At 36.5% G+C, this 22,328-nt stretch carries 23 protein-coding genes and 1 other annotated feature; of the genes, 7 read left to right on the forward strand and 16 right to left on the reverse strand.

What is annotated here, in order from left to right; genetic code table 11:
• Positions 1-26 precede the first annotated feature (26 nt).
• Both trhO and KQI49_RS12035 read left to right on the forward strand, forming a co-directional pair.
• Positions 27-1,013 carry an oxygen-dependent tRNA uridine(34) hydroxylase TrhO gene (trhO, locus tag KQI49_RS12030; protein ID WP_216489348.1) on the forward strand — a complete coding sequence of 329 codons (987 nt, stop codon included), beginning with the start codon at positions 27-29 and terminating at the stop codon, positions 1,011-1,013.
• A 119-nt stretch (positions 1,014-1,132) separates the two neighbouring features.
• Positions 1,133-1,633 (forward strand): glutathione peroxidase, encoded by a 501-nt coding sequence (locus tag KQI49_RS12035; RefSeq protein WP_216489349.1) that lies wholly within the window; start codon positions 1,133-1,135, stop codon positions 1,631-1,633.
• 386 nt (positions 1,634-2,019) lie between these two features.
• On the opposite strand, the gene proS is transcribed toward KQI49_RS12035, so the two are convergent.
• The 8 genes from proS to ytzI form a co-directional block, all read right to left on the reverse strand.
• The gene (gene proS, locus KQI49_RS12040; RefSeq protein ID WP_216489447.1) at positions 2,020-3,417 is read right to left on the reverse strand and encodes a proline--tRNA ligase; all 1,398 of its coding nucleotides are present in this window, start codon (positions 3,415-3,417) and stop codon (positions 2,020-2,022) included.
• A gap of 102 nt (positions 3,418-3,519) precedes the next feature.
• Positions 3,520-3,748: a binding site (T-box leader), on the reverse strand.
• Between the two features lie 106 nt (positions 3,749-3,854).
• The gene (locus tag KQI49_RS12045) at positions 3,855-4,406 is read right to left on the reverse strand and encodes a cysteine hydrolase family protein (RefSeq protein WP_216489350.1); all 552 of its coding nucleotides are present in this window, start codon (positions 4,404-4,406) and stop codon (positions 3,855-3,857) included.
• The gene (locus tag KQI49_RS12050) at positions 4,366-4,950 is read right to left on the reverse strand and encodes a DUF7010 family protein (protein WP_216489351.1); all 585 of its coding nucleotides are present in this window, start codon (positions 4,948-4,950) and stop codon (positions 4,366-4,368) included. Before KQI49_RS12050 ends, KQI49_RS12045 begins: the two co-directional genes overlap by 41 nt.
• A gap of 59 nt (positions 4,951-5,009) precedes the next feature.
• A complete protein-coding gene (locus KQI49_RS12055; RefSeq protein WP_216489352.1) occupies positions 5,010-5,294 on the reverse strand; it encodes a hypothetical protein in 285 nt (94 codons plus the stop codon).
• A 15-nt stretch (positions 5,295-5,309) separates the two neighbouring features.
• On the reverse strand, positions 5,310-6,146 hold the full coding sequence (gene thiD, locus KQI49_RS12060; protein ID WP_216489353.1) for a bifunctional hydroxymethylpyrimidine kinase/phosphomethylpyrimidine kinase: 837 nt from the start codon (positions 6,144-6,146) through the stop codon (positions 5,310-5,312).
• A 20-nt stretch (positions 6,147-6,166) separates the two neighbouring features.
• Entirely contained in the window at positions 6,167-6,652 is a 486-nt protein-coding gene (locus KQI49_RS12065) for a DUF456 domain-containing protein (protein ID WP_216489354.1), read from the reverse strand.
• A 255-nt stretch (positions 6,653-6,907) separates the two neighbouring features.
• Positions 6,908-7,885: a Gfo/Idh/MocA family protein gene (locus tag KQI49_RS12070; RefSeq protein ID WP_216489355.1), complete on the reverse strand. Its 978-nt coding sequence runs from the start codon at positions 7,883-7,885 to the stop codon at positions 6,908-6,910.
• A 6-nt stretch (positions 7,886-7,891) separates the two neighbouring features.
• On the reverse strand, positions 7,892-8,056 hold the full coding sequence (gene ytzI / locus KQI49_RS12075) for a YtzI protein (RefSeq protein ID WP_216489356.1): 165 nt from the start codon (positions 8,054-8,056) through the stop codon (positions 7,892-7,894).
• A 489-nt stretch (positions 8,057-8,545) separates the two neighbouring features.
• Here ytzI and ehuB point away from each other — a divergent pair, with 489 nt between their 5' ends.
• The 4 genes from ehuB (at position 8,546) to KQI49_RS12095 (ending at position 11,794) form a co-directional block, all read left to right on the forward strand.
• A complete protein-coding gene (ehuB, locus tag KQI49_RS12080) occupies positions 8,546-9,430 on the forward strand; it encodes an ectoine/hydroxyectoine ABC transporter substrate-binding protein EhuB (RefSeq protein WP_216489357.1) in 885 nt (294 codons plus the stop codon).
• Positions 9,431-9,636: 206 nt separating this feature from the next.
• A complete protein-coding gene (gene ehuC / locus KQI49_RS12085; protein WP_216489358.1) occupies positions 9,637-10,299 on the forward strand; it encodes an ectoine/hydroxyectoine ABC transporter permease subunit EhuC in 663 nt (220 codons plus the stop codon).
• The gene (gene ehuD / locus KQI49_RS12090; RefSeq protein WP_216489359.1) at positions 10,299-11,024 is read left to right on the forward strand and encodes an ectoine/hydroxyectoine ABC transporter permease subunit EhuD; all 726 of its coding nucleotides are present in this window, start codon (positions 10,299-10,301) and stop codon (positions 11,022-11,024) included. Before ehuC ends, ehuD begins: the two co-directional genes overlap by 1 nt.
• On the forward strand, positions 11,024-11,794 hold the full coding sequence (locus KQI49_RS12095) for an amino acid ABC transporter ATP-binding protein (RefSeq protein ID WP_253286814.1): 771 nt from the start codon (positions 11,024-11,026) through the stop codon (positions 11,792-11,794). The genes ehuD and KQI49_RS12095 overlap by 1 nt, the downstream gene beginning before the upstream one ends.
• 634 nt (positions 11,795-12,428) lie before the next feature.
• Here the strand turns inward: KQI49_RS12095 and murB are convergent.
• From murB to KQI49_RS12135, 8 genes are all read right to left on the reverse strand, one after another.
• The gene (gene murB / locus KQI49_RS12100) at positions 12,429-13,340 is read right to left on the reverse strand and encodes a UDP-N-acetylmuramate dehydrogenase (protein ID WP_371817566.1); all 912 of its coding nucleotides are present in this window, start codon (positions 13,338-13,340) and stop codon (positions 12,429-12,431) included.
• A 100-nt stretch (positions 13,341-13,440) separates the two neighbouring features.
• Positions 13,441-14,253 carry an alpha/beta fold hydrolase gene (locus KQI49_RS12105; protein WP_216489360.1) on the reverse strand — a complete coding sequence of 271 codons (813 nt, stop codon included), beginning with the start codon at positions 14,251-14,253 and terminating at the stop codon, positions 13,441-13,443.
• Positions 14,254-14,373: 120 nt separating this feature from the next.
• Positions 14,374-15,081 (reverse strand): SurA N-terminal domain-containing protein, encoded by a 708-nt coding sequence (locus KQI49_RS12110; RefSeq protein ID WP_216489361.1) that lies wholly within the window; start codon positions 15,079-15,081, stop codon positions 14,374-14,376.
• A 223-nt stretch (positions 15,082-15,304) separates the two neighbouring features.
• Positions 15,305-16,258 (reverse strand): siderophore ABC transporter substrate-binding protein, encoded by a 954-nt coding sequence (locus tag KQI49_RS12115; RefSeq protein ID WP_216489362.1) that lies wholly within the window; start codon positions 16,256-16,258, stop codon positions 15,305-15,307.
• 400 nt (positions 16,259-16,658) lie between these two features.
• Positions 16,659-17,414 carry an iron ABC transporter ATP-binding protein gene (locus tag KQI49_RS12120; RefSeq protein WP_216489363.1) on the reverse strand — a complete coding sequence of 252 codons (756 nt, stop codon included), beginning with the start codon at positions 17,412-17,414 and terminating at the stop codon, positions 16,659-16,661.
• On the reverse strand, positions 17,408-18,358 hold the full coding sequence (locus KQI49_RS12125) for an iron chelate uptake ABC transporter family permease subunit (RefSeq protein WP_216489364.1): 951 nt from the start codon (positions 18,356-18,358) through the stop codon (positions 17,408-17,410). The genes KQI49_RS12120 and KQI49_RS12125 overlap by 7 nt, the downstream gene beginning before the upstream one ends.
• Positions 18,348-19,301: an ABC transporter permease gene (locus tag KQI49_RS12130; RefSeq protein ID WP_216489365.1), complete on the reverse strand. Its 954-nt coding sequence runs from the start codon at positions 19,299-19,301 to the stop codon at positions 18,348-18,350. The genes KQI49_RS12125 and KQI49_RS12130 overlap by 11 nt, the downstream gene beginning before the upstream one ends.
• Before the next feature lie 550 nt (positions 19,302-19,851).
• Positions 19,852-20,580 carry a DsbA family oxidoreductase gene (locus KQI49_RS12135; protein WP_216489366.1) on the reverse strand — a complete coding sequence of 243 codons (729 nt, stop codon included), beginning with the start codon at positions 20,578-20,580 and terminating at the stop codon, positions 19,852-19,854.
• Between the two features lie 214 nt (positions 20,581-20,794).
• Between KQI49_RS12135 and KQI49_RS12140 the strand changes: the two genes are divergently transcribed.
• Positions 20,795-22,090 carry a DUF2254 domain-containing protein gene (locus KQI49_RS12140; RefSeq protein ID WP_216489367.1) on the forward strand — a complete coding sequence of 432 codons (1,296 nt, stop codon included), beginning with the start codon at positions 20,795-20,797 and terminating at the stop codon, positions 22,088-22,090.
• The last annotated feature ends 238 nt before the right edge of the window (positions 22,091-22,328 follow it).

A 22,328-nucleotide genomic window follows, 5' to 3' on the forward strand; every position in this document is an offset into this window, starting at 1 on the left:
ATATAAATGATAGGTGGTAAATAAACATGGAGAACAGTAATAATTATCAAGTATTATTGTATTATAATTTTGTTGAAATTGAGGATCCTGAAACGTTTGCGGCTGAACATCTTCAATTTTGTAAAGAATTAGGTTTAAAAGGCCGCATTTTAATTGCTCCAGAGGGAATTAACGGAACCGTTTCTGGAACTGTCGAACAAACTGAAAAATATATGAAAACCATGCATGATAATCCTTTGTTTAAGGATATGATGTTTAAAATTGATGAGCATGATGGTCATGCTTTCAAAAAAATGCATGTACGTCCTCGTGAAGAACTCGTGACACTTCGTCTTAATGATGAAGACGTTAGTCCATTAGAGAAAACAGCTCACTTTATGGAGCCTCAAGAGTTTTTTAAGGCCATGCAAGATGAAGACACCGTTATCCTAGACACTCGAAATGATTATGAATATGAGTTAGGTCATTTTCGTGGCGCCATCAATCCTGATATCGAGACATTCCGCGAATTGCCTCAATGGATTAAAGACAACAAAGAAGATCTTAAAGATAAACGTGTCTTAATGTATTGCACTGGCGGTATCCGTTGTGAAAAATTTGGCGGATGGCTTATGGAAGAGGGAATTGAAGACGTCCATCAACTTCACGGTGGTATTGTCACCTATGGTAAAGACCCAGAAGTACAAGGTGAGCTATGGGATGGTCAGTGTTACGTATTTGATGAACGTATATCAGTCCCAGTTAATCAAAAAGAACATGTCGTGGTTGGAAAAGATTACTTTGACGGTGAGCCTTGCGAGAGATACGTCAATTGTGCCAACCCTGAATGTAATAAACAAATCCTTTGTTCAGAAGAAAATGAACATAAATATATGCGTGGTTGTACACATGAATGTCGCGTGAGTCCTCGTAATATGTACGTAAAAGAACATGATTTAGCAACTGAGGAAATTGAACGCCGACTTGATATTATTGCGAATGAGGAAAAAGAAAATATGAAACAAAACGCGTAAATAAAACGCTCATTAAATAGTTTCACTGTTTAATGAGCGTTTTCGTTTACCCTGGATGCAATCAATTTTAATATACTGCAATCCTTGTTACTATTAATATAATAGGAGGCTGAGTTAATATGACTGTATATGATTATTCGGCAGAGACAATTTCAGGGGGAGATAAGTCTTTATCAGATTTTAAGAGAAAAGTACTTCTTATAGTGAATACAGCAAGTGAATGCGGATTTACACCACAATACAAAGGGTTACAACACCTTTACGAAAAGTATCATGACCAAGGATTTGAAATTCTTGGATTTCCATGTAATCAATTTGGCAAGCAAGAGCCTGGTTCAGAGCAAGACATAGAGACTTTTTGTCAGAAGAATTATGGGGTCACTTTTCCTATGTTCGCTAAAGTCGATGTTAAGGGAAATGATGCCCATCCGCTTTTCAAATATTTAACCGAAGAAGCGAGCGGTATGCTTAATGATCAAATCAAATGGAATTTCACTAAGTTTTTAGTTGATCGAGAGGGACATGTAATTGATCGCTTTGCACCTCAAACGAAACCAAACAAACTAGAGAGCGATATTGAGCAAGCATTAAACAAAAGCAAGAGGCTGGGACAAAACTAAGTATTAGTAATTAAAAGACGAACAATTTTAAGCGAGCGTTATTCGCTTCGGAAAAATACTTCGCTTTCCGCAGGGGGAGAAGAATTGCAGTTCATTCTTCTTTGCTGATGAGCCTCGGGCCAACAGGATGTTGGTCATGAAGGCGCCCTCACAGGACGTCGCGAATTTAGCCTTCCATCATTCATGGCGCTCTGCGGGGGTCTCATCTAAGCTTTTCATCCTGCTGGACAAGGAATGCTTCGACAGCGATTCATCGCGATTTTTTCAAGGAGTCTACGTATTTTTCCTACGCTGATTTTAAAAGTGTATATTAAAAGAAATATACTTTAATACGTTCGCTTTTACATTAACTAAAATACTTATGTCCCATCCTCATTTTCAAAAAATTAATACGCTCTAGCCCAAACTACCATTTCTTTAGCATCTTTTCCACAGCAGACACATTTGTCTGACACTTCTTCCTGTTCAAATGGAATACAACGGGAAGTTGCGGATGTTTCTTCTCTGATTTTCTCCTCACATTGTAGTTCACCACACCACATAGCTTTAATGAACCCACCTTTTTCATCAAGCTTTTGTTTGAATTCATCAAGTGTTGTGGTGACGGATGTCTTTTCAGCTCTGTGAGCAGCGGCCTTATCATAAAGACCCTTTTGAATTTCATTAAGTAGTGCAGGTAAGCGTTCTTCAAGTTCACTCATAGCAACGAATTCTTTTTCTCCGGTGTCGCGACGAACAAGAACGACTTGATCTTTCTCGATATCTCTAGGTCCCATTTCAATTCGAACGGGAATCCCTTTCATTTCATATTCGTTGAATTTCCAGCCAGGCATTTTATCGCTCGCATCGATGTCGACACGCGCTATTTCTTTTAATTGGTCACGTAAGTCGTATGCTTTATCAAGCACACCTTCTTTATGCTGAGCAACCGGCACAATCATAGCTTGAGTCGGGGCTATACGTGGTGGAACGACGAGTCCGCGGTTGTCACCATGAACCATGATAAGAGCTCCCATAATTCTAGTTGATACACCCCAAGACGTTTGATGAACATATTGCTGTTTGCCCTCTTTATCTAGATATTGGATGTCAAAGGCTTCCGCAAATCCTGTACCAAGATAATGCGACGTTCCTGATTGTAAAGCACGTCCGTCATGCATTAAAGCTTCAATGGTTAATGTATACTCTGCCCCAGCGAATTTTTCCTTTTCCGTTTTCTTTCCCTTTAAAACTGGAATTGCCAAATAGTTCTCACATATGTCTGCATAGACTTCAAGCATCTGGCTTGTTTCACCTTCCGCTTCATCTTGTGTCGCATGACATGTATGACCTTCCTGCCATAAAAATTCTGATGAGCGCAAGAATGGTCTTGTCGTTTTTTCCCAGCGTACAACGTTAGCCCACTGGTTATAAAGTTTCGGTAAATCACGATAAGAATGAATGTTTTTTGAGTAATAATCACCAAATAACACTTCAGATGTCGGACGAACAACAATTGGTTCTTCTAACTCCTCATCGCCACCATGCGTAACCCATGCTACTTCAGGAGCAAACCCTTCAATATGATCTTTTTCTTTTTGAAGCATACTTTTAGGAATAAAGAGTGGAAAATAAACATTCGAGTGACCCGTTTCTTTAAACTGGCGGTCAAACTCCGATTGAATATTTTCCCAAATAGCAAAACCATAGGGCTTAATAATCATCGTTCCACGGACCGGACCATAATCCACGAGTTCAGCTTGCTTGACGACATCAGTATACCACTGTCCAAAGTCATCCTCCATCGCGGTAACTTTTTCAACAAATTGTTTGTTTTTAGCCACGTTAACACGTCCTTTTATATTTTATATTGAAATTAAAATTGAACACAAAAAATCCTCCATCCGATAAGGGACCGAGGTCTGGTGGTACCACCCTTGTTTGTAGCCGATATTCGACTACACACTTTATCATGATAACGGTATCGAACCGCGCACATTTTTTTAAGGCAAAGCCTTACTTCATATGCGAACTAAAAAGGCAGGTTCCAATTTCAGCCTTAGGAAATTCTCAGCACCATTTCCTCTCTGTATAAGACATCTCAAAAATTGTACTAGTCCTTTTTTACGTTTTAAATATATGATGATAGTTAGCTTTAAATATATATCGGACTTCTCATAAAGTCAAGTTTATTGGGATTAGGGAATCATCTACAGTCGATTCCCTAACCTAAGATTTCATATTACACGACTTTCGCACCCATTGTGTTTTCAAAATGACCAAGCGCCCACTCATGACCTGTCTGATTAAAACTGGCGACGCCACCTTTATGTACAATAATGTCAAAGCCTTTATTATAAGCATCTACGGCTGTATGTAGGATGCATATATCGGTACACACACCAACTAAGTGTAGCTCCTGAATACCTCGTTCACGGAGTTTGAGTTCTAAGTCAGTTCCGGCAAAAGCGCTGAATCTTGTCTTGTCATAATAATAAACATTTTTATTATCTTGATGCTTTTCATAAACATCAGCTAGCTTTCCGTATAGTTCCCGACCTGACGTTCCAATGATATTATGTGGTGGAAACTGTTTGGATTCAGGATGCAATGTATCCCCTTCTTCATGTGCATCAATAGCCAAAGCCACAAAGTCACCTGCTTCAATAAATTCTTCCGTTAAAGAAACAATATAATCTTCTAAAACCTGTCCCGGTGTTCCACATGTCAGTTTTCCATCTTCAGCTACAAAGTCATACGTGTAATCGATGTTGATTAATGCTCGTTTCCCCATTTATATCCCTCTTTTTAGATTTATAGTCAACATATAAACAAATATTTAATATGACTAACAAAGCAGCCATGACTAAAGGTATGAACCATAGTGCAATACTAGTTTGCAAGCTTAAAAGAAATATCAATAGTGACGTCACAGGAGCCAAAATATAATAAGCACGGACATTATAAAACCATCCATACGGGAGTAAGTGTGCTCCTGTAATAATAGCAAAAAAGACAACCATTTCAGATGGGCTTTTAATAAACGCCCAAAAAATAATCGGAAAGTAGATAAATTGAGCCAGGTTGAACAATAAGCCTAAATTTCCTAAAGGATGGTCAAATTTCCACTCTGCCTTAATAACTTTTGAAAACCCAACAGCTAAAGGAAGCATCAAACCTGTAAATATAAACATAAAAATATTTTTTGTTTTTATATCTAAACCTGACTGAAAATAAATGACGGTAATAATGAGCCATATTATAGTTGCAGCCATCAAAAATGGCAATCCATTTTTTCCTCTAATTGATAAGTCATTTCTCATCTTATCAATGTCCATTTCATTCCTCCCTTTCAGTTTGATTGTGCTTATTTCAATTAAAGAATTTTAAAAATAAACTACTCATCATCACGATGTTCAGCTAGTGGATCAAAACCATCGCCGACCATCTTAAAAGAATCTTTTCCTTCATTTAATTCAGCCTCGAAAACTTCCCAGTTTGCTGAGTTGACTGCGATTAAAAATAGTCTGTCCAACACATCCAAATCATCAATTGCAAATATCTTTTCATGAATCTCATGAGAAATATGACCAAATCGCATGTGCAAGAGACCTAGTAAATCTTCTTTTTCAGTCTTACTTATCGTACTGTGACGGTGATCGTGCCCGTGTTCATGTTCCATCTTGTCCCTCCTACTTTATTTTTTAGATTGTGTCATTTTAATCTTATGTGCTTCTCCACGTGTACGTAATGCTGCGTGATAGGTTGGCCCGACGGCTTCTGTATAGGTAAAACCATGCTCAATTGCTGTTGTGACAAAGTTTTTAGCTTGGAGCACTGCATCCACGACTGTCATTTCTTTCGCTAAATTAGCTGTAATCGCCGCAGAATATGAGCAACCCGCTCCACTTGTGTTAACGGTGTCAATACGCGGGGCTTCAAATTCGGTAAATACTTCGCCATCAAATAACACGTCAACGGCTGGTCCATCTAGTCTTCCACCTTTAACAAGTACATATCTAGAACCCAGTTTATAAAGATCTTCTGCTGCCTGGTATAAATCCTCAACGCTTTTAATTTCTCGTCCATCTAATAAGAAAGAGGCTTCAGGCATATTTGGTGTAATAATTTCTGCTAATGGGATCAACTTCTCTTTTAACGCTTCGATCGCTTCATCTTCTAATAACTTGGAATCGAGCTTCCCTACCATAACTGGATCAACAACAATATGCTTAATCGTTTCACTTTCAAGAAGTTCCGCTACTTTTTCAATCACAGTTTTTGAAAAAAGCATCCCTGTTTTCAAACTATCAATTCCAACCTGTTTCATAGCTGTATCAAATTGCGCTTCAATTGCTTCGATCGTCATAGGATGCACATTTTTATTTGTAACAGGATGCCTACCAACAATAGCTGTCACAACGCTCATACCGTAGACATCTAATTCCTGAAATGTTTTTAAATCTGCTTGAATACCTGCGCTTCCCCCAGATGCTGAACCCGCAATTGTCATGACTCGTGATGGATATGTCATTTTTTAAAAACCCTCTCTTTTTAGAATAAAATTGTGAACAAAAACCAGATAATCATAACCGTTTGGATAATTATTTTTACTATTGTTCCACCTAGAAATCCAAACAATGATCCAATTGCTGTTTTGAAAGATTTTTTAAATGTATTTTGTTGAATCATCTCAATCACTAAAACAGTTATAAAAGGAACGATAATAATTCCAAACGGTGGGATAATAAATGATCCAACAATCACAGCAATGGCTGCTCCACGCTCGCCCCACTTACTCCCTCCATACCTTTTCACAAAAAAACTATTCGCAATCACATCAGCAAACAATAATATAGCGGTAAGCCCTACCATAGCACTCCAAAAAAACCATCCTAGATTCGTGGAATCTATAAGGAAATGATACATCAAAAAACTAATCCATATAAATAAAGATGATGGAATAATTGGGTAAATCAAGCCAATATAACTCGCTATAAATAACAATATAATAACTATCCAAAGTAAAATATCTGTCATGTGACTACCTTCCAACATGTAGACTTTATATAATAAATTGTACTATAAACTAAAGCTAATTAACATTCTAGCCACTTTTACAAGAATAATAACAAATTATGCTGTTTACTCTTACCACAACATACACTTTCCTGTTCCAGCGGGAACTCAAACTACTTTTCTCAAACGAAATAACCACCAGTAAAAAAGTTCTTGATTGGTCTTTTCACTGGTGGTTTTCTCATTTAGTATTATTAAATTACACGCTACTCATACTTACTCCCCCGGAAAATAGATTCCAGCCTTATGTCTTGCTATTTCAGACCATTTGGCCACTCGTCTACTACGTTCCATCCATTTTTCATAACTTTGTTTATCCTCTTGATCAATCATTTGTTTGAATTTATCAAGCTCATAGATCATATCCAATTCGAGCTGTTCACCGGCTAATTCTTTAACTTCCTTAGTTTCTCGGTCTGTAAAAGTTAATTTTGAAATAGGGGCGATATGATTGATTGTGAGAGTTCCTTCTTCCCCGTGAATTTCAGATGGCAGCGTAGCGTCAGCTATTTTTGAAACGATGATAGTCACCTGGTGTTCCGAATAATTCAAAACAAGGGTACCACTTCCATCAATTCCATTCGACAGTTTGACTGGATGGTAATCGATTGCTTCTGGTTCTCCAAATAAATCAATCGCCATACTTAATGGATAAACACCCAAGTCCATCAATACTCCACCCGCAAACTCTTTAGAAAAGACGTTTGCTATTTGCCCTTTTTGATAAGCATCATAACGGGAAGAATACTGGATATATTGTAATAAGACACCTCGTATTTTACCAACTGTGGTTAAATTTTTCTTCAACTGTACATAATTCGGTGAAAACAAATGACGGTAACCTTCAAATACATAGACGCCATGTTTAGATGCTGCATCATCTATTTCAACAATCTGTTGTTCAGTATACCCCATCGGTTTCTCACAAAAAACATGCTTGCCGTAATTGACACAAGCAAGAACTTGTTCATAATGTAAACTATTCGGTGAGGCAATATAAACAAAATCACTCTCATCACTTAATAGTTCGTCTATTTGTGTATACCAATGCTCTGCCTCATGTTTTTCAGCAAATTCTTTAGCTTTTGTTTCAGTCCGCGAATATACCCCATTGAGTTTTGCTAGTTGAGTTTCTTTAGCCGCTTTAATAAACATTTCAGTAATCCAGTTTGTTCCTATAATTGAGAACTTCATCTAGTTTCACCTCGATGATTCTTTACTTGCTTCATATGTTGTACTTTGCTCTTCTTCCTCAGGAAGTTCATCAACCGTGTGTTTATAACCATAACCCTTTGTGATGGTTATGATGGTTAGAATCAACACAACAATTGTCCCTACAATCGATACAAACATTGAAATTCCCATTTACCATTCTCCTTATATTTGTATGTTTATAAAAAGATTCTATATAAATGACCTTGTATAAGATACATATAATTCACCTTCCATATTAACATGAATTCTTTAAAAAAGTGATTTCTTTTTATGTTTTCCTAAATAAGTCAAACAAATCGTATACTCCTACTACCTTTTTCCGTCGAAATTACCTAGTTTATCTGTAAAAAACTCATATATTAGCCAATATAAAATAGAATTTTTATGAAAATTGTGGATATACGAGTAAAGGAGAACATATAAGAGGATGTTTCAGTTAAAACTAGCTTGATTGTCCATATACTTTTATACGAAACTTTTTTCCAAATTATCTAAACATATTAGGTTTGAAGTGATATTTGAATATCGTTAACATAAGAATATGTCTATGGGCTTAGTCGGTCGAAAGTTGTGCGACTAAATTCTAGACAAACACTTTTACATTTGAGTGTTAATACAAAGGGGAGGTCTATTTTTTAGATGAGAAACTATTTATTAGCACCACTCATCATTTTTTCAATCATTTTCCTTGCTGCTTGTGGGTCAGACGAGACAAGTGGAAATGATGGAGAGAAAGGTATATTAGAAGAATTACAAGAAAAAGGAACAGTTAAAGTTGGATTCGCGAATGAGGAACCTTATGGTTATCAGAATGATGACGGTGAAATAACGGGAGCATCAGTTGAAACAGCAAAAGCTGTCTTCAAAGAACTTGGTATTGATGACGTTGAAGGTCACCTAACAGATTATGACCAACTTGTTTCTGGACTTGCTGCTAAAAAATTTGATGCAATTACATCGGGGATGGCGATCACACCGGATCGTTGTGAAAACGTCGCTTTCGCAGAGCCTGATATGAAATATGGTGAAGGTTTAATAGTTAAAAAAGGTAATCCACTAGATTTACACAGTTATGAAGATATTGCTGATAATCCAGATGTTGTTGTTTCAGTTATGTCAGGAGCAACTGAGAATGACTTCTTGAAATCTGAGGGAGTAGATCCTGATCAAATTCAAAGTGCACCGGACATACCTGCAACATTTTCAGCAGTAGAATCTGATCGTGCAGATGCTACAACTGGTACAGAAATGACTATTAAAATGGCTCTTGAGTCAGCAGATACAGAAGACTTAGAGTTCGTTGAAGATTTTGAGCAACCAGATATAGAGGGCGTACCTAGTTATGGTGCGGTTGCATTCCACCCTGAACACCAAGAACTTTTAGATGCATTTAATGAAAAGCTTCAGGAGTTGAAGGATGACGGTACTGTTGAAGAAATCTTAGAGGATAACGGATTCAGTGGGGAAATGAATTTCCCAGAAGATGATGTCACAGCTGAAATGGTTTGTGATGGTGAAGAGTAATTCTCGAGATTTTTGTTTCTTTAGAACAGACATTTAACTAACAACACTCCAAAGGGTCAGGCTCCCGCACCTAAGGGAGTTTGACCCTTTCTCATTTGGCAAGAAAAGTGGACTTGCTAAAAATTTAAAAAGATATAAAAAAGAGTAAGTTACAGGCTTACTATCATACAGATTAATATAGACAAATAATAAAAATTAAAGGAGTGATGACGATTAGCATCATTGATATATTTCCCGCACTTTGGAAAGGGATTAACATAACTATAACCGTCCTTATTGCTTCAGCCATTTTCGGTTATTCACTAGCATTCATTGCTGGGTTATGCAGATTATCAAGCAATCCTATTTTGCGTGGATTCACCACGTTTTATGTTGAAGTATTCAGAGGCACATCGTTAATTGTACAATTGTTTTGGTTGTTTTACGCCTTACCTATCTTATTTAATATTAATTTAGGGAACGAATTCTGGGCAGGTTCTCTAGCAATTGGCCTTAACTATGGCGCATATATGTCTGAAATTGTTCGTGGTTCAATTCTTTCCGTTGCGAAGGGACAAACTGAAGCGGCGACTGCCTTAAATATGTCACGTTTCCAAAGAATGCGCCTTGTCATTTTGCCTCAAGCTGTTCGTATGATGTTACCTGAATTTGGAAATTACTTGATTCAAATGTTAAAAGCAACATCACTTGTGTCTTTAATCGGACTTACTGACGTGTTATATCATGGAGACATTTTAAGAAGCTCAAACTTAGCAATGGCTCCAACAATTTATCTGATTGTTCTTCTGTTTTATTTCGTCCTTGCCTTACCTCTCATCTGGCTAACACGGAAAGCGGAAAGTATTTCTAAGAAAGGGGTGGCAAATTAATGAATAATTGGGATTGGAGTTATTTTCTCGAAGCATTTCCATTTGTCGTAACAGGGTTGAAAATAACTATTGGTTTAACTTTTGCCTGTTTTCTCTTTGCATTAGTATTTGGCTTTTTCTGGGTCTTTATGAGAAACATTCCTAGTAAGATAGTCCAGTGGGTTGTGGTCTGGACAATGGAGTTTATTCGTTCAACACCACCGCTGGTTCAGCTGTTTTTCCTTTATTATGCTTTTCCGATGGTACCTGGCATTGGTGTAGCATTATCACCGTTTACTAGTGCGGTACTCGGATTAGGAATTCACTTTAGTACGTATATTGGAGAAGTCTATCGCTCCGGTATCGAAGCAGTTGAAAAAGGGCAATGGGAAGCTGCGAAAGCTCTCAACTTTTCAACGCGGGAAAAATGGTTTAAAATTATCCTCCCGCAAGCAATACCACCGACCATTCCAATGCTTGGGAACTATTTAATCATCTTATTTAAAGAAGTTCCGTTAGCTTCAACCATCGGTGTTGTCGGTATATTACAATTGGCAAAGGACTTCGGTGCGCAACACTTCAATTATTTAGAACCTTTGACAATTGTGGCTATGTTATTCCTAGTTTTAAGTTACCCATCTGCTTTATTAATTAATAAACTGGAACAAAAGTTGAATCGACGTTTTGATAAAAATGAACCTACTGGAAGTAAACCACTTTCAGAAAGTAAAGGAGTAGTATCGTAATGGCAAAGCCAATCGTAAGTTATAAAGATGTGCATAAGTCCTTTGGAGATGTCAAAGTTTTGACAGGAATTGATTTAGATATTCAACCTGCTGAAAAGGTTGCGGTTATTGGTCCAAGTGGATCGGGAAAAACAACGATTATCCGAATGTTAATGACTTTAGAAGAGCCCACTTCTGGCGATATTATTGTTGATGGTGAAAATTTATGGAAGATGGAAAAGAGCGGTAAAATGGTTCGAGCCAATGAGAAGCACCTCCGTGAAGTCAGAGGGGACATTGGCATGGTGTTTCAGCATTTCAATTTATTTCCGCATATGACTATTTTAGAAAATTGTATGACCGCATTAACAAATGTTAAAAAAGTAGATAAAGAAACAGCAAAGAAAGATTCAATTGATATGCTAGAAAAAGTTGGACTTGGCGATCATGTTGAAAAGTATCCACAGCAACTTTCAGGTGGACAAAAACAGAGGGTCGCCATGGCGAGAGCTTTAGTGATGAAACCAAAAGTTATGCTGTTTGATGAAGTTACGTCGGCCCTTGACCCTGAGTTAGTCGGTGAAGTGCTTGAAGTTATTCGAGATATAGCAAAAGAAGGTGAAATGGCCATGGTGCTGGTCACCCATGAGATGGACTTCGCTCTTGACATTGCTGATAAAGTCCTCTTCTTAGACGGAGGAGTCATTGCAGAACAAGGCACACCACAAGAAGTCATCGAAAACCCAGAAAACGAACGACTCCAAGACTTCTTGCACCGATTTAATCGGTAAAAATACAAAAGCGTTTAGTTATCTCATTCATACATGTAGCCACACTTCTTGTGCAATATAGAAATAGTAGATATTGCACAACAGATGTAAACTACGACACAGTGAGAATTAATCATGAGGTTCTCCTAGCAAATTGAGTGCGTGCACTTCGCTTCGGCAGAATACTTCGCTTTCCGCGGGCACGGCTTCAGCCTCCTCGAGAAAACCACTCTGCGGGGTCTTCAGACTCGTGCTATTCCCGCAGGAGTCTTCGTATTCTGCCTACGCTAAGATATACTCTACGATTCATGATTAGACATTCTCCGGAAGGTTGATTATTACAAACATCTTCATACCATGAAAGAAAGCTATTATAAGCGAAGGAAAAACGCGGAGACTCCTGTGGGAGCTGAGGCCTAGATGAGACCCCGAAATGCGTTAGCATTCGGAGGCTCATCAGCCGCCCACGGAAAGCGTAGCGTTTTTTCCGTAGCGTTCGGATTATCGCTTACTTTAACAGGACGGGGAAAATTCAGCATTGAAACTATGTCGGAGTTTATGTGTTAAGTGAATTTATTAAGTTCCATACAGATGTTATACTAAAAAAAGCTGTTACAATCTCCTTTGATTGTAACAGCTTTTTTAGTTGTCCTACTTAGTCTTCTCCAATAATCCGCACTTCTCTTTCGAGGGTGACGCCGTATTTTTCTTTTACGGTGGCTTGCACAAATTTAATGAGTTCCATATATTCGTTTGCAGTGGCATGCTCTTTGTTAACGATAAATCCAGCATGTTTTAATGATACTTGTGCCCCGCCAATCTGCTTTCCTTGTAGCCCGCTATCTTGAATTAGTTTTCCTGCAAAATATCCTGGTGGGCGTTTAAAGACACTTCCACATGATGGATATTCTAAGGGCTGCTTAGATTCCCTCTTAAATGTAAGATCATCCATAACAGCTTTAATATTTTCATGGCTTCCATATTCTAAACCAAATGTAGCTTCCAAGACAATATATCCATGATTTGGAATGTTACTTGTTCTATATTCTAAATCAAGATCTTCGGCACTAAGATTTAGAAGTTCTCCTGCACGTGTGACTACTGTCGTCTTTAGAAGAACGTCTTTTATTTCCCCACCATACGCTCCGGCATTCATATATAAAGCCCCACCAACTGAACCGGGAATACCACAAGCAAATTCCAAACCAGTCAAGTCCTTTTTTAAAGCCGCTTGGGATACATCGATGATCCGCGCCCCACTTTGAGCGACAATAACTTTCTCATCTACCGAGATATCACTTAGTTTATGAAGGTTCATAACAATACCTCGGATTCCTCCGTCTTTAACAATCAGATTAGACCCATTGGCTAATAATGTAAAAGGTATGTTTTCTTGATTGGCTAAAATAATAGTTTGTTGAACCTGTTCATATGTTTCAGGTGTTATAAAATAATCAGCATTGCCGCCTAATTTGGTGTACGTATGTTTTTTCAAGGGTTCATCAACCATTACATTTTCCTCTGAAACAATACTAACCAATTGTTTGTACGTTTGATGATTCACCACTTAAATCATTCCCTTATGAAAAATTCCTTCACTTCTTGTGAAAATTTTAATCTCCTGTTTTATTGTAAGTGATTCTAGACACAGTTGCCACTTTTAATTGCTACTTTTCGTTTAAAAAGTCATGGACAAGTTTATCAACATGTTCATTTTCATGAAGAGCGCTATGACCCAGTTTTTCATTATCAACTATTACTTCGGTTAATTTATCATCAGTAACAATATCTTGAAGAGAGTTTACACTATCGGGAACAGCAATCAAATCTCCGGTACTCCCTACATTCAGCACATCAATATGATCTGGAAACGCATCCTTATTACTTCTTAATATATTCAGTGCAGCTGAATCCGGCATTAAATCTATTGCCGCAGCGTCACGGTGTAATCGAAAATATTCCTCACTGTATATGCCATCAAAAGGACTGCCTAATGTTATAAGCTTATTAATGCGAGGATATTTATTCTCATCTTGATAGTCTTCAATATACTTTAATGACACGACGCCACCCATTGAGTGACCCACTAAATTAATTGACTTAGCGTTATAATTTTTCTTCAGATGAGCAAGTACTTTTGATAGCCATTCGGATGTATCTTCAAAACTGGCTCGGTTATCTTCAAAAACAACTTGGATATATGCTGGACTAGCATCTATATCGCCTGAATGGGTCACACGGATGTTACCTTTTTTAGATATATGATAGACAAGTACTTTCTTTCCCCAGTCCTGGTCTTCAAATCGTTTCAACATATTAGCGAATGAATTAAAAGTCCCCTTATAGCCATGTACAAAAACAGTCGGCATTCCGGACAATTGTTTAGAATTAACCATTCCGAATAAGCGTGGTATGATTAAAAATAATCCCATAAGTAAAATCAAGACAGATACAGTAATTATAGTATGTTGTTTCCCCATAAATTTGACACCTCTAACTAAAAATTCGAGCTACTACAGTATACCCTGTTTTTCTAGTCTTATAGTGGAATTATACGTAAAAAAACCCGCCGTTTTATCGACGGGGTTCTTTATAATAATTTAGATTAATTTTTCGATGTCTGCAGAATCTTTAAGTTCTTCTAATTTAGCTTGAAGTTTCTCTTGTTTTTTCTGAGCTTCAATTGAGTCCTTTAATTCATCCTTAAGTTCATCATACTCAGCAATCTCATCGTTTTGCTGTTTTAAGTCCTCATACATTTCTTTAGCCTCATCGTCGGACACTTCTTCACCTTTTATTTCTTCGTCCATGTATTTATCAAGAACAAGACTAAAGAAAAGTTGTTCTTTGAATGTTTCTTCACTTATATCAAATTCATCAAGATAAGATTCGAGATCTTCATCATTTTCTTCTTTAAAATCCTCTAACTCTGTTTGTATTTCTTCATCACTTACTTTGACGCCTTTTTTCTCTGCATCTTGTTTTAATAACTCCTGTGCAATAAGTTCATCGAGAGTGTGTTCTTTCACTGTATCTAGATCACTTGTATCTTGGCCGAATTGGTGCATTTGCATTTTTGTTTGTTTATAAATTATATTATAATGTGTCCCTTTGACACCTTCATCGTTTATATTAGCAACAATGTCATCATCTTTAACTTTTTCCTCATCTGTTACTTCTACTTCGGCATTCGCCTGCTCAGCAACATCTTCATCAGGTTCTTGATTTTCTTCAGCATCATCATTGCCACATGCAGCAAGTACCATAGCCAAAGTTAAAGTTATTAAAAACATCGTAAGTTTCTTCATATTTGATTGACCCTCATTTCTAAACATTGTATTTCTATTCAACCATAGACCTTCATACATTTGCAAGTGACATGATTGTCGTAAAGGTCCTGTAATCCCGTTCACCACAGTCTTTATACAGCTTGTTTACATTTGAATAACAAAATCCCACCCTTTTCCATACTTTTGCCATAAACTATTAAAGAGCAACGCCTATAATTAGGGTTGCTCTTATTAGTTTCATTTATTCAATACTTTCATCAATTTCATTAAGCATTTCTTTGACAGAAATTAAACCGCCACCTGAAAGATACCATACATCAGGATTTAAGTAAATGATATCATCATTTTTATAAGCATTTGTACTTTCGACTAATTTATTTTCAACTATTTGTTCCGCCGCAGATTCTTCACCTATTGCAGCACTGCGATCAATCACATATAAAAGATCGGGATTTTGCTCTTTGACATATTCAAACGAAACGTTTTTACCGTGTGTAGATACTTCAATGTTCTCGTCTGATGCTTTAACTCCAAATACATCATGGATCAAACCAAAGCGTGAGCTAGATCCATAAGCGCTAATTTTATCATCATTCGCTAAAATAATTAAACCTTCTTTGTCACTGTCAGAAGCTTTTTCATGTATTGTATCGATTGAATCTTCTATATCTGCTAATTCTTTGTCAACTTCTGATTCTTTATCAAAAATTTCACCTAAAACATGCATGTTTTCTTCAAATGAATCCATATATCGTGTAGCATCAACACCTAGGTAAATTGTATTGTCTGTAATCTCAGTGAATTGATCATAAAGGTCGGACTGACGCCCAGATATAATGATTAAATCCGGATCAATTTCTGCAATCTTCTCAAAGTCTGGTTCTTTAAGACCTCCGACATTCTCATACTCATCACCCTCATATTTATCTAAATAGGACGGAAGGTTAGACTGTGGTACACCTGCTACGTTAATACCTAATTCATCAAGTGAATCTAGTACACCAAAATCAAATACAACAACTTTTTCTGGGTTTTTTTCAAGTTCTGTTGTGCCTAATTCATGCTCTACTGTCACTGTTTCGGGCTGTTCATCAGCGGCATCATTCCCCGCCTCATCTTCATCATCAGCTGACCCACATGCTCCTAAAACAAATAACAATATACCTAAGATAATTAACAACCTATGTTTTTTCATATAAAAAACTCCTTTTTATGCAATTTTATTTTAAATAACTAATACTGCATAAATATGTAACTTATAGTCAGTACTTCACGACTAAAGAGAGCGCCTTATTACTACCAGATGTAAAAGGCTTCTATAATAAAGAGTATGTTCATGTCCATTAATTAAACAGTGACATAGAAATAATTTTTTGCCTATATGATAGAGTCGATATTCTTTGTCACCATAACAGCCTTATTCTTGTATTAAGTAAAATCAATTACTTTACTAACAAAAGAAAATAAGGTACAGTAAAAGTAGTGGAGTTCCTTATATTAGTTTTGCCCCGTCCTTGGCTTTCTAATATTTGGGACTCTTTTTATTCTCTTTAACCATAATCATATATACGAAACATATCATGCAGTATTAGTGATCAAAAATAAACACAAATTCGTTTGTCTTCAATATGCTTAATGTCTATATCCATATCATAAATTTCCTTCAACACACATTTATCAATAACATCGCAAGCTCTTCCCTGTTTAACAATTCTCCCATCTTTCAAAGCTACAATGTTGTCAGAATAGCAGGAAGCAAAATTAATATCATGAATAACAATTAAAATTGTTTTACCTAGCTCGTCAACAAGACGGCGTAATGTTTGCATGATTTGTACAGAATGGCGCATATCTAAGTTATTTAGTGGCTCATCGAGTAAAATATATTCAGTATCTTGGGCAATAACCATAGCAATATGGGCGCGTTGACGCTGACCACCACTTAACTCATCCAAATATTTATGCTGCATATCTCGAAGTTCCATATAATCAATGGCTTCATCCACTTTCAGCCAGTCATCATCTTTAAGTCTACCTTGAGAATAAGGAAAACGCCCAAAAGACACCAATTCGCGTACAGTTAATTTCATTCTAATTTCGTTGGATTGTTTTAATATAGAGATTTTCTTTGCAAGTTCATTATTTTTCGACTCCATAATATCTTGGCCGTCAATTGTGATTTTTCCATCATCTTTTTCAATCAAGCGACTCACCATTGAAATCAACGTACTTTTTCCTGCACCATTAGGACCGATAAACGAGGTAATCGTCCCTTTCTCAATTTCTACAGAGACATCGTCAATAACCTTTTTTTGGTTATATGATTTAAAAAGATTTCTTATTCCTACCATGATTTATTCTCCTTTAACAAAAGATATATGAAGTAAATTCCGCCAACAAAATTAATAATGACGCTAATCGGTGTTTGGAATGCGAGAATTCTCTCAGCAATAAGCTGACCACCCACTAAGGCTATAATACTAAGAAACATTGAACCGAGTATAAGATAAAGATGGCGAAAAGTTTTTAAAAATTCATGTGCAATATTAACGACGAGTAATCCTAAGAATGTAATTGGTCCAATTAAAGCAGTTGAAATAGATATTAACATTGCCACGATAACAAGCAATTGCTTTACCACAGAATCATAAGGAACACCTAAATTAACAGCATGATCCTTTCCAAGCGCAAGCACATCTAAATACTTATAAAACCGTAAAAAGTAGAGTGTAATAACAATAATGAGTATGATTGATAGATAAACTAAATCACTATTAACATTATTAATGCTCGCAAACATTTTGTCTTGTGCAATCATAAATTCATTTGGATCAATCAGCACTTGCATGAATGAGGTGAAGCTCTGAAAGAAAGTGCCTAGTATCATTCCTATTAGCAAGAGAAAGTAAATATTATTACCTTCACCTCTAAATAACAGGCGATAAAGAATTAAAGAAAAGAGCACCATCACTCCAATTGATAATAAATAGTTGATATTACTATTCATCATGACAAGTGATTTAGAACCTAGGATAAAAATAATCATTGTTTGTGTTAATAAGTATAACGAGTCGAGACCTAATACACTTGGAGTTAATATTCGATTGTTTGTTATCGTCATAAAAATTGTTGTTGAAAAGGCAATAGCTCCACCTGTTATAATAATCGCTATGACTTTAATAATTCGTCTCGGCAATATGTATCCAATATTGCCTGTTAAGTTATAGAAAATATATAAAGCTGTCAAAACTACGGCAATGACGGCTAGGATGATTGTCTTTTTTTTATATCCCATATTTCTTTCTCCTTAACAGTAAATAGACAAATATCCCACTACCAATGACTCCAACTGTTAAACTAATTGGAATCTCATATGGATAAATGATGACCCTTCCGATAATATCACAGAGAAGAACGAAAACCGCGCCAAGCACTGCCGTATGTGCCAGACTCTTTTTCAAATGATCACCTTGGTAGATAGTAACAATATTAGGGATAATTAAGCCTAAAAATGGAATTGTTCCAATTGATAATACGACTGAAGCTGTTACTAACGCCACAATTATCAAGCCAATATTGACAACTTGACGATAATCGAGCCCTAGGTTTCTAGCAAAGTCTTCACCCATGCCTGCTATCGTGAACTTATTTGCATAAAAGTAAGCGATTAACAGGATAGGTATACTAATATACATTAGCTCATAGTTACCACTCATAATCATTGAAAAGTCGCCCTGCATCCATGACGTCATATTTTGAATCAAGTCATTTCCATATGCAAAGAATGTAGCGACTGAGCTAATAATACTACCAAACATTAACCCTACCAACGGAATGAATATAGCATCTTTAAACTTGATCTTCTCAAGTATTTTCATAAATATAAATGTACCCATTAGAGCAAATGCAAAAGATACTATGATTTTTATAATCGGACTGGATCCCGTGAAAAACATCATTGACACGAGAATACCAAGTCTAGCAGAATCTAATGTGCCTGCCGTTGTAGGCGAGACAAATTTGTTTTTACTTAGCTGTTGCATAATTAAACCACAGATGCTCATGCTCATCCCGGCAATTAGAATACTCATAAGCCTGGGAATTCGACTGATGAGTAAAACTTCTCTTTGATCTTCGGTGAGTTGAAAGATATCTAAAGGTGAAACATCAGAAACACCAATAAATATGGACACCAAGGATAAAATAACTAAAGATGCAATTAAGTAACGTAATTTCATAAGACGACCTACTTACAGATGCCCTTATTTCCACCTTTTTGGACGGGCTCTCATAATTTTGCCTAATAATAATGATTATTACATTTAAATAAATCTAATTAAGAATGAGATTCATTATCAATTAGATTCTATCTAAAGTATAGCATATAAATACATACAGTCAATGAAAAGTCGGTCTGCTCTTTTTATAATTATGGATAAATCCTAAACTCCATACCAAAATAATGAAAGCTTCATTAAATAGACATTCATGCTAACCATCATGCTTGTTGAATTAAATAACATGATTGCTTGTTTTATTAATGTGAGCTGGTCTCTAAATTTATTTGAAAGTAAACTGAAAAAAGGAGATTTACCTTTGCCCTTTAAAAGGATAGGGCAAGCTGATTGTGAGATAAAAAGCTTCTTTATACTACGCTTAGGAACGACTTCCAATGATTTTGGGAAGATAAAGGTTACCACAATATGAAAAAGCATATAATATCATGTCGAGATGTTATATGCTTTAACTAATTTATTTGAAGAGCTAAATTTTTTCGTTTTCCGTCTGTTAGCTCCATTCTTTATCGATTCTACATGTTTCACCGGAACAACAAGATGTCTCCGAGTTTTCTGTGGTCAATGATTTTAAGACTGGGTCTTCATTTTCCTCTTTCCAAACGGCATTGATTACTTCTGTGAAAGTTTCTACGGACTGAACTCCAGACACAGCGTAGGTTTCATTGAAGACAAAAAACGGCACACCTTGCACGTCCATTTGCTCAGCTTCGTCTTCGTCATCACGGACCATCGATGAAAACTTTCTTGATCCCAGAACTTTATCCACCTTGTCACAATTCAATCCCACTTCATCCGCAAGATTTCTTAGTACGTCTTCATCACTAATCAATTGACCCTCAGTAAAGAAAGCCCTGAACAAACGTTCAGCCATTTCGTCACCTTTTCCTTCTTTTGTTGCTAATTGTGTTACTCGATGTGCGTCAAATGTAGTTGTAGGTTTCAACGTATCAAAATTATATACCAAGCCCACCCTAGCAGCTTGGTTTGTTATATTTTCATTTATCTGTTCTACTTTTTTTAAAGACAAATCATACTTTTCAACTAACACTTCATAATATGTCTTTTCTCGTGTGTAATCAGAGTTAGGATTTAACTCATAGCTTTTATGTCGAATGACAATATTATCTTTAAAATCAATATTTTCAATAGCTTGTTCTAAGTTACGTTTACCGATATAGCAAAATGGACAAGCATAGTCTGACCAAATTTCGATTTTCATGCTATACACCTCGCATTCTATGATGTCATTCTAGCACAGCCAAAAGAAGTGTTAATAATTTTTTGCTTAATTTGACAGTAATTACAATTCAAACTAAAGATTGCATAAAGTTTATTTAACGAAAATAGTTAACATCTAAGTATTCAATTGACGTGTGAACAACTGGAAAGAGGGGTAATTACCATTTAGTAAGTTATCTAAGTGGAGGTTCAACATGATACAGGAGAAAATATGGTTAAAACTGAGAAGTAGTTTCTGGTTTTTACCTACGATATATGGAGTTATCGCTATTATCCTCTCCTTTCTAGTGCATAAAATCGATTCTTGGCTCATTGATGAATATAAGGATGCGCTGCCTAATATTCTGCTTACACATCCAGAGGTAGCAAAAGAACTGTATTCAGCGCTTGTCACTGCCATTTTGACGTTAACAACAATTAGTATATCAGTCATTATGGCTGTACTTACGACCTATTCTTCACAATTTTCACCCCGGACATTACAAGACTTTATGCGGAGTAGCTCAACACACCATGTCTTAGGATTTTATAGTTTCGGTTTTATATTTGCCTTACTTCATTTAATTATGGTTGATAAAAACAACCTTGTCGCAGGTCCTATCCTTATGGGCGTGATTGCGATAGTGATTCTTGGTATTTTTATTTACTTTATACATTATTCGTCCAATTGGGTTCATGTTAACCATCTCATTTCGAAGCTTCGAGCAGATGGGGCGCGCGTTATTAAAAATAATAATAAGCCGAGTAAACATTATTTAGGTTTCAAACATTGGAATCAAGCAGAAATTAAAACATATAAAAAACAAATTTCCGAAAAGCTTACGGCAAAAAAATCAGGCTACATCCAATCAATGGATTTTAATGACCTTGTTTCATGGGCTAAAAAATATGAAACTATAATATTTATGAATGTCCAAGTTGGTGCGTTTGTTTTCAATGATTATCCTTTAGCCTATATCGTTACAATAAATAACGACAAACCACCTATGAAGGAATTGCACGAGCACATCATTATCGACAGTGAACGAACGGATCTCCTAGACATTGAATTCTCAATTCAAAAGTTAGTGGACATAGCCCTTAAGGCAATTTCTCCCGCTGTAAACGACCCTCATACAGCGATCAACTGTATTAATCGGATGGGAGAGCTTTTACATGAACTGACAAAAGGTAATCCTGAGCTTCTCTATTTGGCCGACAAGCAACAACAGATACGTTGTATATTAAAACAAAAGAAATTTGAGGATTATTTATATAAAAGTTTTTACCAAATCCGCCATTATGGTAAACATGATATTTCCATCATGTATGGCATTTTGGAAGTGCTTTATAAATTGTCTGTGGTTAGTGATGAACAAACAAAACATAAAATATGGTCGTTCCACTTCTATATAATAGATGTCATTCAACTAAGTGAATTATCAGCGCTAGATGCCGTCCATTTCAATCACATGTACGACGCCTTTAAAACATGTCACGATAAAAAATAAGAACAAAAGCTGAAGCGCCCGGGTAGCCCCGACAAGCTTAAGCAAGAAGCCGTAATGGCAATCTATGCCATGAAGGATTATTGCTTAAGACCTCGAGGGGGCTGGGCGCTGAAGTTAGACGAACAAAAGCTGAAGCGCCCGGGTAGCCCCGACAAGCTTAAGCAAGAAGCCGTAATGGCGATCTATGCCATGAAGGATTATTGCTTAAAATCTCGAGGGGCTGGGCGCTGAAGTTAGA

Origin of the sequence: Virgibacillus sp. MSJ-26, from assembly GCF_018918075.1 — a bacterium.
Lineage (GTDB): Bacteria > Bacillota > Bacilli > Bacillales > Amphibacillaceae > MSJ-26.